Raw genomic sequence first — 14504 nt, 5'->3', positions numbered from 1 at the left:
TGAAAACACCAGAAAGTGTTTACCAACAAAAATCCCGGTCACTTGCATAACCGGGATTAGTATAAAATTCTGTCAACCTATTTCAGGACGATTCAAAACACTCTTAAATTTCTAATCCGGACTATGATATCGACGTACGCACTCTGGAAGTATAATTCCGAAGAGCTGGAATAAATTCAATATTGTTTTTTTCCATTTCGCCTTTAATCCAAATGGCAGCAAGCACATGCGTTAATTGCTCCCCTTCATCCTCACCTTCTATTTCAATAGCTGGCGTTTTCTCTTCCATTATGGCCTCTTCAGCCAAACCAAGTGAGACCAAATCGTAATTTTCAACAAGTTTTTTTATTGCCGGCACCTTCATCTTACTTCGTTTTTAAATTTTCAATCATTTTCACAACCACTTCCTCTTTTGATGTAGCCGTACTTTCTAAAAATTCACCATTTAAAAAGGTTGCAAAAAAGGGAAGGTTATCTACGGCAGCCATTTTACGTGCTAATTCATTCTCTTCAGCATTTACATCCAGAAAAGTAACTTCCGAATTATTTTCATCATTTGAAATCCTTTTATATTTAGGAGAAAAAAGCTTACATGATCCACACCAATCGGCGTAGTACTTTACCACTACTTTATTTTTCTCACTCAATATCTTTTTAAAATCCTGATCAGTTGAAACAATTACTGCCATTTTTATCTGTTTTTTTTTCGCAAAGTTAACGATTAGCAATTTTAGAATTACTTGGAGCCATAAAACCATCTTGGCTTTTTTGATTTTTTATACTTTTATATTTTTTTGTATATTAATATAATATTTAAAAAACAGGTTCGTTTTAGAAGTGTAGCTTTGTTAAAATGCCATAATCACCTATGACAGAAATATTTACACAAGAAGATTTAGTACGGCATCTGTACACAGAAGATACACCCGAGGAAGCTGAAATGATGGAGAATTCCCTGGCGGTGAACGAGGCCTTAACTGAAAGTTTTCAAAATTTTGTAAACATCAAAGAGGCCTTAAATCAAATTTTGATAGAACCTAGCCAGATCACGGTTGAAAACATACTAAATTATTCAGTATCAACCCGAAAATAATTCAGCTTCAAACAGAGAAGGTTCAAGTTAAAACGCTTGAACCTTTTTTTGTTTAAGAAATCTGATGACTCAAGACTACGGACTAAGTATCAACCGAGAAATGTATCTTTGAGCATGCTTAAAAAAGATCGCTACAAAGCATTTATAGATTATTTTTCCGAACATCAACCGAATGCTGAAACCGAACTCCACTATACAAATCCTTATGAGTTGCTTGTTGCTGTTATTCTATCAGCACAGTGTACTGATAAAAGGGTAAACATGGTAACACCCGCTTTATTTCAACGTTTCCCTGACCCTGAAAGCTTAGCTGCCTCTACGTCCGACGAAGTATTCGAATATATTCGCAGCATTAGCTATCCAAATAACAAAGCCAAACACTTGGTGGGCATGGCAAAGATGCTGCTTGAAAAATTTCAGGGAGAAGTTCCTTCTACTGTTGATAATTTACAATTGATGCCGGGCGTGGGACGCAAAACGGCTAATGTAATTGCCTCAGTAATTTTCAATATGCCGACAATGGCAGTTGACACCCACGTTTTTAGAGTATCAGCTCGAATTGGCTTAACGAGTAATGCCAAAACACCCCTTGCAGCTGAAAAGCAATTGATTAAATTTATTCCACAGGATAAAATCCACATTGCTCATCATTGGTTAATTTTACATGGACGATATATTTGCTTAGCAAGAAGTCCGAAATGCGGAGTTTGCCCACTCACTTCATTTTGCAAATATTTTGAGCAAAACTTTATAAAAAATCCTAAATTAGATAGCAAGTCAAAAGCCTTTTGAAAAAAAATTTAGCATTTTTAAGAAATAATATTCTATTTTTATCTTCGAAATATTTGCGTTAAACTATCACAGAATGAGCGATAACAAATCAGAAAAACTAAAAGCCCTTCAGTTAACTCTTGATAAACTGGAAAAATCATACGGTAAAGGAACTATTATGAAATTGGGCGATCAGCCAATTGAGCAGGTCGAGGCAATTTCAACAGGTTCATTAGGGCTGGATATTGCATTAGGCATTGGAGGCTTACCTAAAGGCCGAGTTATCGAAGTTTACGGTCCGGAATCATCCGGTAAAACTACTTTGGCAATTCATGCCATTGCCGAATCACAGAAAAAAGGCGGCATTGCTGCGTTTATCGATGCGGAACATGCATTCGATAAGTTCTATGCAAAAAAACTAGGTGTTGATGTTGACAATCTCCTTATATCACAACCCGACAATGGTGAACAGGCTCTCGAAATTGCTGATAACCTGATTCGCTCTGGAGCAATTGATATTATTGTTATTGACTCTGTAGCCGCTTTGGTTCCTAAAGGCGAGATTGAAGGTGAAATGGGCGATTCAAAAATGGGTCTGCAGGCTCGTTTAATGTCACAAGCTTTGCGTAAACTAACCGGAACAATTAGCAAAACCGGATGTTGTTGTATTTTCATTAACCAATTGCGTGAAAAAATTGGTGTAATGTTCGGAAACCCGGAAACTACAACGGGTGGTAACGCGTTGAAGTTTTATGCTTCAGTTCGACTGGATATTCGTCGTACCGGACAAATTAAAGATGGCGATGAAGTATCAGGAAACCGCGTGAAAGTGAAAATTGTGAAAAATAAAGTAGCACCTCCTTTCCGTTTGGCCGAATTTGATATCATGTACGGAGAAGGTATTTCAAAAGCAGGTGAAATTATTGATCTTGGTGTTGAACATAACATCGTTAAAAAAGCAGGCTCATGGTTTAGCTACGGCGATACCAAACTTGGGCAAGGTCGTGACGCAGTAAAACAATTGATTCAAGACAATCCGGAATTGATGGAAGAACTGGAATCGAAAATTAAAATGGTAGTAACCGGCGAAAGCTTAACCGTTAGTGCTGAAGATTAATTAATCCACAAGGCAATCTATATAAACTCCGAAGCTTTAACTTCGGAGTTTCTTGTTTTTAGCTATGCTGATAGAATATCATCCTTTCCCTCCATTTGTACCCGACAATTGTAAGTACTTAATATTAGGGAGTTTCCCTGGAAAAAACTCGACTGTATATCCTGCTGCGGAGTATTGGTCATATGAGGGTGATCGTAATCAGTTTTGGAAAATCTTACGGCTCCTCTATAAGAGGAATCTATCAACGAAAGCAGAGAAAATCCAACTCTTTTCAGATCTTAGACTAGCCAATACAGATATTATTTTAAGTTGTTCTCGTAAGAATAACAGCAATTTGGATAGTAACTTAACTGCTAAGGTTTACAATATTGAAGCTATAGACAGTATCCTGACAGATAATTCTATTGAAAAAATATTCTTTACAGGCAAAGGAGTAGAAAGGGAGTTCAAAATTCATTTTAAATCCATCTTAAACAGACACCCTGAAGTGCAATTAATTGCTTTACCATCGCCCTCACCTGCCTATGCTGCATTAAACTTTGAAAAAAAGTTAGAGATTTACCGAGAACTGCTTCCTGTTATCTAAATCTTAAACCTAATACCCGAAACTATATTTCCCAACGAGCCAAAGGACTTACATCCTGCCCCACAAATTCACCTTGAAGATATTTGTAATAACCCGCGATAGAAATCATAGCGGCATTATCAGTACAATATTCAAATTTGGGAATAAACACCTTCCAGCCCAGTTTTTTCTCGGCTTCTAAGAGGGAATTGCGCAAACCTGAATTAGCAGAAACCCCACCGGCAATTGCCACCTGCTTTATGCCCGTTTCCTTGACCGCTTTTTTTACCTTATTCATTAAAACTGAAACGATACGATTTTGAATAGAGGCGCAAACATCGGCCATATTTTCTTCGAGGAAATTTGGATTTTCTTTTTTCTTATCTCTGATGAAATACAAAAACGAAGTTTTCAGGCCACTAAAACTAAAATTTAAACCAGGAATTTGAGGCTCGGGAAAAGCATACGCATTTGCATTACCAAGTTGGGCATATTTGTCAACAAGAGGTCCTCCGGGATAAGGCAATCCTAACATTTTTGCAGCCTTATCGAACGCTTCTCCTGCAGCATCATCAGTAGTTTCACCAATAAGTTCCATTTCAAAATAGTTATTTACTTTAACGATCTGAGTATGACCACCTGAAACTGTTAAACACAGAAATGGAAATTGAGGCTTAGGGTCATCAATAAAATGAGCCAAAATATGAGCCTGCATATGATTTATTTCAATAAGTGGAATATCTAAGGCCAGGGCAAAAGACTTTGCAAATGAAGAACCGACTAATAAAGAACCCAGAAGTCCGGGGCCACGCGTAAAAGCTACTGCATTTATCTCATTTTTACTTACTTTAGCATCAGAAATAGCCTTATGGACCGTTGGAATTATATTTTGCTGATGCACCCGTGAAGCCAGCTCAGGCACTACGCCTCCAAAAGCTTCATGAACACTCTGATTAGCAATTACATTCGACAAAACCTTGCCGTCTTTAACGATTGAGGCGGAGGTATCATCACATGAGGATTCGATTCCGAGTATGGTTGGCATTATTTTCGAGTTTAAGAAAGATTATTTATCAAGTTAGCTACAAAATTATCAAAATATTAGGCAAAATATTGCTTTACTTATTTGGCACAATCATATTTCTGCTTGTGACCATTTATTTTTTGGGTCAAATGCCATGGTTTCAAACCTGGGTGGCCCAAAAGGCAACAGCCTATCTTTCAAAAGAACTAAATACCCGAGTTGAGGTTAAGGGGGTTTCTATAAAGTTCATCAAATCAGTTGTACTTGAAGGCGTGTATATTGAAGACCTCCAAAAAGACACGATTTTATATACTCAAAAATTAACCATTGATCTTAATAAACTTGATATTGCCAGAGGAAAATACAGCGTTCAAAATTTAGCAATTGAAAAAGGTCGATTTAATTATAAGGAGCTAAAAAATGGATCAACCAACCTAAGTTTTATCATCAATTACTTCAGCTCAGGAAAAGCCGCACCAAAAGACACCGCCGGAAAACCCATTAAAATACTGGTCGGCAATGTTAAAATAACTGATTTCACTTTTGCTTACAAGGATGAGTCAGATACCTCTAAAACAGAAGGAATGAACTATGCAGACATTGTAGCAAGTCATATTTTTCTGGATGCAAAAGAAGTAAGTATAGATGATAACTTTATTCTTGCTGATCTTAAAAATTTAAGCGCACGCGAACAATGCGGTTTTGTACTTAATAAACTTGCCGGAAATGTAAAATACTCTCCCAAAGAGATTGAAATCAACAAACTTCAGTTAATTACTCCCAACAGTAACATTGGCAATTATCTAGCATTTCGCTTTAAAAAAATAAGTGATTTTAATCATTTTGTAAGCAAAGTGTACATGGACGGTCATTTCAAAAAATCGAGGGTTAATTTTAAAGACATCTCATTTTTTGCTCCTGCAATTAAAAACTATACGCTGGATGTTAAACTTGATGGAAAAATTAAAGGTACTGTTACGGATCTTAAAGCACGTGGGTTAGATATTTATACGGGTGAAAAAACACATATTAAAGGTGATTTTTCAATAAAAGGTTTACCTGAAATCAATAGCACTCAAATGGATATGACATTTGAGCAGCTAAATACAAATAATGAAGAGGTAAATAATGTTTTTAGGAGTATCGATCTGAAAGATGTTCAACTTCCTGAGCTGCTTAACAAATTAGGAGATATCGATTTCAAGGGAACCTTCAATGGCAAATACAATGATTTTGCGGTTAAAGGTGATATAAAATCAGCGATTGGCACTGCAGTTACAGACCTTTCAATGAATCTCAAAAACATGAAAAAGCCTTTTTATAAAGGTAAAGTAGATGTTTCTGACCTTAATCTGGGAATTATTACCGATGAAAAACTACTTGGAAAAACTACTTTTACAGCCACCGTTGATGGTCAGGGTTTTGGATTAGAGCAACTATACCAAAATCTATCCTCAAAGGTTGACTATTTTGAATACAATGGTTATCGATATTCAAATATTAACATTGATGGCGTAATTGACAGAAAAAAAATTAATGTTAAACTAAGCGTCAATGATAAAAATCTAGCATTAGATTTTAAAAGCAATATAAACCTTAACGGCGTTAAAACCCAAGGTGATTTGTACGCTGATATTAAAAAAGCCAATTTAAGGGAGCTTTATTTAATGAAAGATTCTCTTAAAGTTTCAACTGCCATAACTAGTAATTTTTCAGGAAATTCAATTGATAATTTGCTGGGTAATGTATTACTTGAAAATACGCAACTTTCTATAGGAACAGAGACTTACAAAATTGACACAATAGATCTAAATTCGAAAATAGTCAATGACACCACATCTGAAATTAGTTTTAAATCTGATTTTGCTGTAGTTGGTATTTCGGGTAAATATAAAGTAAGTGAAATTCCAGCCGCATTGAAGAATTTATTACGTTCTTATCTTCCAGCGTATAAATGGGGTAAAGCAGTAAAAACCAGCCCACAGAAATTCACTTTTGAAATTGGTATTCTGGATATAAATCCACTGACTTCTATTTTCATCCCTGATCTGAATATTCCGGAAAAAGGTTCAATTATCGGTTCTTTTGATAGCGAGCAACGCAGTCTAACCACAAGCGGCTTAATTCGAAAGCTTAACTACCAAAAAATAAAGCTCGACAACCTCATTATTGACCAAGGCAATAGTGAACAGTCGTTGTTTTTAAACTTGGCTGTTAATAAATTAAGTAAGGATAGTTTGATTTTTGACAACGTGGCTGTCTCGAATTTCATTCTTGATAATAATATCAATTCCAACATTAAATTAGCCGATCCTAAAGGAGCCAACAGCCTTGATTTAAACTCCAGGTTGGTTGTTAAAACAGATTCAACTGTATTCAGCATACTTCCTTCTGAGCTAAAATTGGACAATCAAGTTTGGAAGATTGATAATAGCTTTAGAATACTTTTTGGCAATGAACAATTTTACATTGATCATTTTACCATCCGAAATGGTGAGCAAGAACTGGAAGTTGAAGGTGCTATTTCTAAAACTGATGATGAGCCATTAGTTATCAACCTTAGAAATCTGAACTTAAAAACCTTCAATCCTTTAATAAAAGGCCGTGGTATTGAATTGGATGGTTATATAACCGGAAATGCAAGTACATCATCGGTATTAAAGGCACCCAAAGTGACTTCCGATCTTATGATCAACAATTTAATGTTGAACAATAGCGAATTAGGAGATGCCGAGCTATCGTCGCGTTGGTATAGTGAAACCAATGAGGTGAACTTTTCAATGAATGTGGTGAATAAAGGAACTCCGACTATAAGTCTTTCAGGAGCTCTACAGCCCTCTAAAGCGGAAGACAATTTATTCATTGACGCTGAATTAAACGAAACTAATTTATCAATTTTTCAACCGTTTCTAACAGGTCTTGTATCCAACCTAAAGGGAACAACATCGGCTAACGTATTAGTAAAAGGGAGTGTTAAAAAGCCTATTATTAATGGCTCAATCGCTTTTAACAATGCCGGCGTTAGGGTTGATTATCTAAATACAACGTATTCTTTTAATGATAAAATTGCGATTGAAAATGGTAAAATCGCATTCAACCGATTTATACTAAATGATGTAAATGGGAATACTGCTCGTGCAAATGGCTCCATGGATCTTTCCAATCTGATTGACCCTACTCTTGATATTCGAATTAACGCTACCAATTTCCAGGCATTAAACACTACAAGCAAGGATAACAGCCTATATTACGGCACGGCAAATGTGGCAACTGGTAATTTCCGTTTTAAGGGGCCTTTAAGCAATATGCAAATTGACATCAAAGCCACCACCGGGGCCGGAACTAAATTCTTTTTACCAATATCCAACGAAGGAAGTACCGGAGATGAGGGCTTAGTTGAATTTGTTTCAAAAGACACTACCAAAACTAGTATTAAAAAAGAAAACAATTTCAGTAACCTGACCCTAACCTTTGAGCTGACTGTAACAGATGCTGCAGAAGCACAAATTATATTCGATGAAAATACAGGGGAGGTAATTCGAGGAAAAGGTAATGCCAATTTACAGCTTCGTATTAATTCACTTGGGCAATTCGAAATTTTTGGTTTATATAACATTACTGAAGGAGAATACAATTTCAATTATGAAAATATCATAACCCGACCTTTTAAAATAATGCCAGGTAGCACCGTACGTTTTACCGGCGATCCGTATGATGCCTTACTCAATGTAAAAGCTTATTATCAAACCAGAACTTCAGTTACTCCTTTGTTTCAGGATGCAGGTTTAACAACAGATGATGCTCAAGCGCAAAAAACGGTACAAGTCAATACGGTCATAACCATCAAAAATACCCTGAGCAGTATGGATTATGATTTTAACATTGAATTTCCTCAGGAAACCTCCCTCAAAGAAAACTACTTTAGTTCCTACTTTACACCAGATAATAGTCAAAAACAAGCTATTTCATTGTTAGCTACCAACAATTTTATGTCGGGAAGAATTGTTGGTAATGGTGCCGCCTACGAACTTGCCTCAAGCACCTTATCCGGATTCGTAAATAAGTTCATTGGTTCCAATAATTTCGATATTAATGCAAAAATTGGAGGTACGGGTTCAACTGAAGTTGGCACCAATGTACGTCTCCTTAATAATCGTTTGATCATTAATGGTTCATTTGTAACCGTTGATCCCTCAACTACTAATGTGAATACAACCAAAACAAGTAGCACTGTAACAAGTGATATTGACGTGGAATACTTACTATCAAAAGATGGTAATTTGCGTATAGCCGCTTACAATCACTCCAATGCTTTACACAGTACAGACCTTACTTATGAGAATGATTATAAACAAGGATTAGGGTTACGTTATAAAAAAGAGTTTGATAGCTGGAAAGAATTCTTTCAAAGTTTTAAACGTCAGAAACAAATAGAAGAGGATGAACGAAAAAAACGACAAGAAGAAAGACAAAAGCAACAGCAAAACAAAACGGAAAATTCAAAACAAAAAAAGGAGGATAAACCTATAGATCTCCTCCCTGATAATGCTGATGAATTAATAAAATAACTTATATTGAGTTTTTCAAAATGGAATGCCCCATTTTATCACGTTTTGTTTTTAAGTACGTTTCATTATGTTCGTTTGAAGTTATTTCAATAGGAACCGTTTCTACCACTTCTAATCCATATCCAATCAATCCGGCACGTTTGGTAGGATTATTTGACATCAGCTTCATTTTAGTAATTCCCAGGTAACGTAAAATTTGAGCACCTACCCCATAATCACGCTCATCCATCTTAAATCCTAATTCAAGATTGGCATCCACGGTATCAAAACCACTTTCTTGTAAACTATATGCTTTTAGTTTATTGATGATCCCAATCCCTCTACCTTCCTGATGCATATACAGCACAACACCTTTACCGGCCTTTTCTACCATTTCCATTGATTTGTGCAGTTGTGGGCCACAATCACAACGACAAGACCCAAAGATATCACCTGTAATACAAGATGAATGTACGCGCACTAGAATAGGCTCATCAGGCTCCCACGTACCTTTGATCAATGCAAGATGATGCTCTCCAGTATTAACCTGAGTAAATGCGGTCATATCGAATTCACCCCATTCTGTAGGAAGTTTTATTGATACTTCTTTTTTAATTAATGATTCGTTCTTAAGGCGATACGCTATTAAATCTTTAATGCTAACGATTTTAAGATCGAACTTTTTGGCCATTATTAATAAATCAGGTAAACGAGCCATGCTACCATCTTCATTCATAATTTCGCAAATCACACCCAAAGGTTCATGGCCTGCTAACTTGGCGAAATCAATCGCAGCTTCGGTATGGCCTGAACGACGTAATACACCTCCCTCAACAGCTCGTAACGGAAAAATATGTCCCGGTCGGCCAAAATCTTCGGGCTTACTCGCTGAATCAATTAACGCAAGTATTGTTTTTGAGCGATCTGATGCTGATATTCCGGTGGTACAACCGTGACCTAATAAATCTACTGAAACCGTAAATCCAGTTTCATGGGTGGCAGTATTCCGCCCTACCATCATTTCTAAGTTGAGTTCGTCGCAACGCTCTATTGTCAAGGGAGTACAAATTAGGCCACGCCCATGCGTTGCCATGAAATTAACCACTTCGGGAGTAGCATTTCGGCCGGAAGTAAGAAAATCACCCTCATTCTCACGATCTTCATCATCAACAACAATAACTATTTTACCTGCTTTTATATCTTCAACAGCTTCATCTATGGTATTTAACATTTTCTTTAAGATTTATATGAAATAACACGCTCTACCTAAAGAGGTTTTGATGTGCTATTTAATTCAATGAATTATAATTTATTTGAATTTAGATTTCTCTTTTTGGGGGAGGATAGTATTAAAAAATCGCTTGTATTTATCTGCATCGAACAAAGCGGAATCAGAGGCGGCTTTATACGTTAAAAATAATCCCAGAGGCACTAATACTACCGATGCCAACCACATGCCCTGATAAGGCTCCAAAGAGCCTTGTTTGGCAAATTTTTCACCTGTAATAGAGAAGATGTGAAAGATAAGGAAGAAGATGATAGATATTAGGAAAGGCATTCCTAATCCCCCTTTTCTTACTATAGCCCCCATGGGTGCCCCAATAAAGAAAAGTACCATACAAGCAAATGATAGTGTAAATTTCCGGTGGAACTCTACTAAATGCCGACGCAAAAGATCATCGGTGCTTTTTTTCTCTTCCACCGCTGTTGAAAGATAGCTTTTGACATTTCTTATGGAACTGAGTGCATCTTCCGTAATCATCAATCGTTTGTCTGCCGGTACCACATTTAGCACATCATCCTTAGTTCTTAGTTTTAAAGTATAAGGTTTGGTTCTTTTAAAGTCCCCTGACTTTCTATAAAAAAGGAAAGTACTTTGAAGATACGATTGCAACATACTAGTCTTAGAGGTCTCTACTTTTTTCAAAGAATCTTCTTTTACCAGCAGCTGCTTAACATTTAGCATTTGGTATTGATCTTTGAATAATTCTTCTTTCGTTCGAGAAAGATTGAAACCCGACATATCAAATTTTTGTTCAAATTGGGAAAAACGAACTCTTACATGACGTTGACGGTCGCCAAGATTTCCTGCCCCCCTCATCTCTTCATATCGCACGCCATCCGAAAGATTAAAAATGAGATAATGGTTATCATCAGATTTATACATTTTTCCTTGTTTGGCAAGTATTACGTTCGTATTTCCCATTCCTTGGGAATGATCATAAATCATGATCCCATGTAATGTCTGTCCGTCATCATCCTTTTTATCTACTCTAATCGAAAATCCATCCAAATCATTATAAAAAACACCTTCTGGAATTGCAAAAGCTGCCTTTTTCTCACGTACATCATATAAGAGAGAAGCCATCTTCAAAAATGACTTAGGCATCACAATATTTGAAAAATAGAATGCAGCAATACTCATAAAAATCATCACGACTACTAAAGGCATCATTGCCCTTGTCAGTGAAACCCCTGATGCTTTAATTGCAACCAATTCATACTGTTCCCCAAGATTACCAAAAGTCATTATTGAGGATAATAGAATAGCCAAAGGAAGGGCCAATGGAACGTTACTGGCTGCGGCATACATTAACAGCTCTGCAATAGTATGCCATTCTAAACCCTTTCCAACCAATTCATCGACGTATTTAAATAAAAATAACATCAATAAAATAAATGAAACGATAAAGAAGGTTGCAATAAACGGCCTTAAGTACGAAAGAATGATAAGTTTATGAAGCTTCTTCATGTAATGCCTAAATGAGGCACAAAGGTATTAATTTCCTCTGTAAAATTTGGAGAGGTATTAGTAAGAACAAAGTATAATGACATTAAGAGCCTATTACATTCAAAAGATTATCCACTTGGTTATCCCAAATCAATTGCTTCTCAACTTTCTCATCCTCGGTTGTAAAATCAGTAATAGATAAGGCAACGTCACCCGTCAATTCATCTTGAATTATTTCCAATTCGAAATAGCAGTAGGGTTCATCATCTTCCCATTTAAATTTAACTGAACGATTATCTTTTATACCAAGCAGTTTAGCACGAATCTTTTCTCCATCCCATATAAAAGTATACATATCATCACGTACATTCACATCGTCAGCAAACCATTGAGCCAATCCATTTGGTGTACTAATAAAATTAAATAAGATCTTTGGAGATGAACGGATCTCATACTCAAGGTTATATTTCTTTTTAGCAATCATCCACACAATTATTTTAAAAAAATGACTTTATTTTTTTCCGAAGGAAAGAATTTTCTCTTATATTTGCAAACCTTTTAAAAAGGACATCACCCTAACAGCAGGTAATAAAACCAAGGCGGGGTAGCTCAGATGGTTAGAGCGTAGGATTCATAACCCTAAGGTCGGCAGTTCGATCCTGCTCCCCGCTACTAAAGCCAGACTTTTAAAGTCTGGCTTTTTTTATGCCTAATAAAATTCAATCTGTCAGTCATATCCTTTAACAAAACCGTTATAAGATTCCTATAATTTACATAATAATTAGACTATTTAATACAATTTTTTAAATAATTAATTGAAGTATTTACAGATTAAAATAATTGTAGTTAAGTAAGATACACTATGCAGGTCTAAGATTGGATCACAGCCAAAACCTGTGGAGTACCGTGCATTAAGCGAACAATTTTATTAATCGGTATAGAAAGAAATTGACATTCATCCCTCTGAATTGAGAACGAAAACCTTTTATTTTTGCATTGAATGATTCGGCAGATGCGTTAGTACTTCTATTGTCAAAAAAAATGAAGAACCCTTTCGTAGTGTTGTTGCAGCGTTTTGGATAAGGTATTGAATGATTTTATACCGCATTTTCCACTTCCTTGTACCATTAGGTAAATCGGTTAAATGCCCGTTTTATCCATTGTATTGGAATAAATCCAGGATAGCTTTTGTGCCAATGTATAGGCTAATTTGATATCCGGATATCTTTGGAATAGGATGACGGCACTGTCTTGCTGTTCTTTAGTCCATTTTGACTGACTTTTGTACAATAAGTATCTGCTTTGAGCCAACAGCTGTTTCAGTGTATCTCCATTTTGAAGGACCACTGCCTTGTATTCAATTCCCTTCTTTTTAGCCTCTTCCATGACTTTGGAGTCTGCCTCCAGTGCTTCCCATCGATATTTAATTCGGATTTATTGCAGGGCTTCACTTGCCAGCTGCTGCACATGAAAACGGTCTATTACCTGCTTGGCATAGGGAAAACACGATTTAACAATCAACTGCATGCTTCCGGCCAGTTCCAGTGTTACTTCATTGACTTTATCCCGTAATGATTTGGGATGCGCTTTATTAGTGGAATAATTGCATCGAATGGATGCCTGTAACGATGGCCACAAGGGTTCCCTTTTTTACCTTTGGCCGCTTTATTGGTAACGATAGTGTAAAGTTCACCCAGAGACAACGAGGTCTCATCAATACTTAGATTAGACCCAATATTTTCGGGATAAACCACGCCGTTATCTATGTTGTGGAGATTTTTCCAGTTTCTAAAATCACTTAACCGATTCCGATAAGCTCTTTGTAACTTTCTGCCTTCAACGCCATAGAAACTGGCAATGGTTTGCAAGCTATGATATGCGCCTGTGTATCGGCTGAATGCCTTTAAAAAAGCCGGAAATCCTTAGTGATACGCGTTCCTTTGGCAACCAAATTCCTGCAGCCATCTTCGGCGTGTTATATGTAAATAAACCTGAAAACCGCGTATTGGAAAGCCCTGTACCGTAACTTCTTCAAAGAAGCCCTTTGAAACTAGTTTTTCTCCGGCAAATTCATCGGGAATGATATTTAGTTCTTTAAGATATGAATGATCTCACCCTTTTTTTCTACACCCGTTAATTCAAAATAGGTTTCAATCTCTTCTGGTAATATGAGTTGGATGAGGGCTTTATAGGTATTTGCCATTTGGCTAAATAAAAGTTTACAAAAATGAACTTTTATACCTTACTCCACAACTTTTGTACTTGATCCCTAAGATTCATTGCAGCCTATATTTTAAATAAATGTATGAGTAAACAGGAGAAGAGTTACTAGAGTGTTTGAAAGTATCAAACGAAAAGGTGCTGGAATAAGCATGTAGCTATAGCCAGTCAAGAGGAAAAAGTAGCATCACAAGCACCTGATATTGCGCTCTGAACGCTTTAATCTTTCCATTAAGATTCAGTGGCAGCATTGGTACTTATGTTGTCAAAATAATCCTAATATTAACAAGACATTTTATAATGAGGACGGCCTTAAACAAAAGAACCCCTTGAACAAGGTTCAAGGGGTTCGAATAAAGATCGGCACCGACCTACTCTCCCACGTTTTACCGCAGTACCATCGGCGCTGTTGGGCTTAACTGCTCTGTTCGGAATG

Annotated in this window: 12 protein-coding genes, 1 tRNA gene, 1 rRNA gene and 1 pseudogene; 6 read left to right on the top strand and 9 right to left on the bottom strand. The window is 36.5% G+C overall.

Translation table 11 applies throughout. The features are described 5' to 3' along the window. Window positions 1–121 precede the first annotated feature (121 nt). The gene (locus tag FN756_RS14310) at window positions 122–364 is read right to left on the bottom strand and encodes a DUF6952 family protein (RefSeq protein ID WP_142604798.1); all 243 of its coding nucleotides are present in this window, start codon (window positions 362–364) and stop codon (window positions 122–124) included. Between the two features lies 1 nt (window position 365). Beyond that, entirely contained in the window at window positions 366–689 is a 324-nt protein-coding gene (locus tag FN756_RS14305) for a thioredoxin family protein (protein WP_142604797.1), read from the bottom strand. Between the two features lie 179 nt (window positions 690–868). Here FN756_RS14305 and FN756_RS14300 point away from each other — a divergent pair, with 179 nt between their 5' ends. From FN756_RS14300 to FN756_RS14285, 4 genes are all read left to right on the top strand, one after another. Continuing rightward, window positions 869–1093 (top strand): hypothetical protein, encoded by a 225-nt coding sequence (locus FN756_RS14300; protein WP_142604796.1) that lies wholly within the window; start codon window positions 869–871, stop codon window positions 1091–1093. A gap of 114 nt (window positions 1094–1207) precedes the next feature. Continuing rightward, window positions 1208–1885, top strand: a complete 678-nt coding sequence (gene nth, locus FN756_RS14295) for an endonuclease III (RefSeq protein WP_142604795.1) — start codon at window positions 1208–1210, stop codon at window positions 1883–1885. 73 nt (window positions 1886–1958) lie between these two features. Beyond that, window positions 1959–2981 (top strand): recombinase RecA, encoded by a 1023-nt coding sequence (recA, locus tag FN756_RS14290; RefSeq protein WP_142604794.1) that lies wholly within the window; start codon window positions 1959–1961, stop codon window positions 2979–2981. Between the two features lie 64 nt (window positions 2982–3045). Next, complete coding sequence (locus tag FN756_RS14285; protein ID WP_142604793.1) at window positions 3046–3567, top strand: DNA-deoxyinosine glycosylase; 522 nt, start codon at window positions 3046–3048, stop codon at window positions 3565–3567. A gap of 22 nt (window positions 3568–3589) precedes the next feature. Here the strand turns inward: FN756_RS14285 and tsaD are convergent, their stop codons facing one another. Next, window positions 3590–4591, bottom strand: a complete 1002-nt coding sequence (gene tsaD / locus FN756_RS14280) for a tRNA (adenosine(37)-N6)-threonylcarbamoyltransferase complex transferase subunit TsaD (RefSeq protein WP_142604792.1) — start codon at window positions 4589–4591, stop codon at window positions 3590–3592. A gap of 128 nt (window positions 4592–4719) precedes the next feature. Between tsaD and FN756_RS14275 the strand changes: the two genes are divergently transcribed. Further along, complete coding sequence (locus tag FN756_RS14275; RefSeq protein ID WP_185955307.1) at window positions 4720–9138, top strand: translocation/assembly module TamB domain-containing protein; 4419 nt, start codon at window positions 4720–4722, stop codon at window positions 9136–9138. 1 nt (window position 9139) lies between these two features. On the opposite strand, the gene FN756_RS14270 is transcribed toward FN756_RS14275, so the two are convergent. From FN756_RS14270 to FN756_RS14260, 3 genes are all read right to left on the bottom strand, one after another. Further along, complete coding sequence (locus FN756_RS14270; protein ID WP_142604790.1) at window positions 9140–10348, bottom strand: bifunctional 3,4-dihydroxy-2-butanone-4-phosphate synthase/GTP cyclohydrolase II; 1209 nt, start codon at window positions 10346–10348, stop codon at window positions 9140–9142. A gap of 78 nt (window positions 10349–10426) precedes the next feature. Continuing rightward, window positions 10427–11869 (bottom strand): LptF/LptG family permease, encoded by a 1443-nt coding sequence (locus FN756_RS14265; RefSeq protein ID WP_142604789.1) that lies wholly within the window; start codon window positions 11867–11869, stop codon window positions 10427–10429. Between the two features lie 82 nt (window positions 11870–11951). After that, window positions 11952–12332, bottom strand: a complete 381-nt coding sequence (locus tag FN756_RS14260) for an START-like domain-containing protein (RefSeq protein ID WP_142604788.1) — start codon at window positions 12330–12332, stop codon at window positions 11952–11954. A gap of 114 nt (window positions 12333–12446) precedes the next feature. On the opposite strand from FN756_RS14260, the gene FN756_RS14255 reads away from it, so the two are divergent. Continuing rightward, window positions 12447–12520: transfer RNA gene (locus FN756_RS14255), tRNA-Met, on the top strand. Between the two features lie 468 nt (window positions 12521–12988). Here the strand turns inward: FN756_RS14255 and FN756_RS14660 are convergent. From FN756_RS14660 to rrf, 3 genes and pseudogenes are all read right to left on the bottom strand, one after another. Further along, window positions 12989–13375, bottom strand: a pseudogene (locus FN756_RS14660) (transposase). 395 nt (window positions 13376–13770) lie between these two features. After that, window positions 13771–13929 carry a hypothetical protein gene (locus FN756_RS14825; RefSeq protein ID WP_449441403.1) on the bottom strand — a complete coding sequence of 53 codons (159 nt, stop codon included), beginning with the start codon at window positions 13927–13929 and terminating at the stop codon, window positions 13771–13773. A 497-nt stretch (window positions 13930–14426) separates the two neighbouring features. Further along, window positions 14427–14504, bottom strand: a 5S ribosomal RNA gene (rrf, locus tag FN756_RS14820); the annotation flags it as partial.

Origin of the sequence: Solitalea koreensis (assembly GCF_900182575.1) — a bacterium.
Classification (GTDB): domain Bacteria; phylum Bacteroidota; class Bacteroidia; order Sphingobacteriales; family Sphingobacteriaceae; genus Solitalea; species Solitalea koreensis.
Note: the sequence above shows the minus strand (reverse complement) of the source record. Positions and strands in the feature narration are given on the sequence as shown.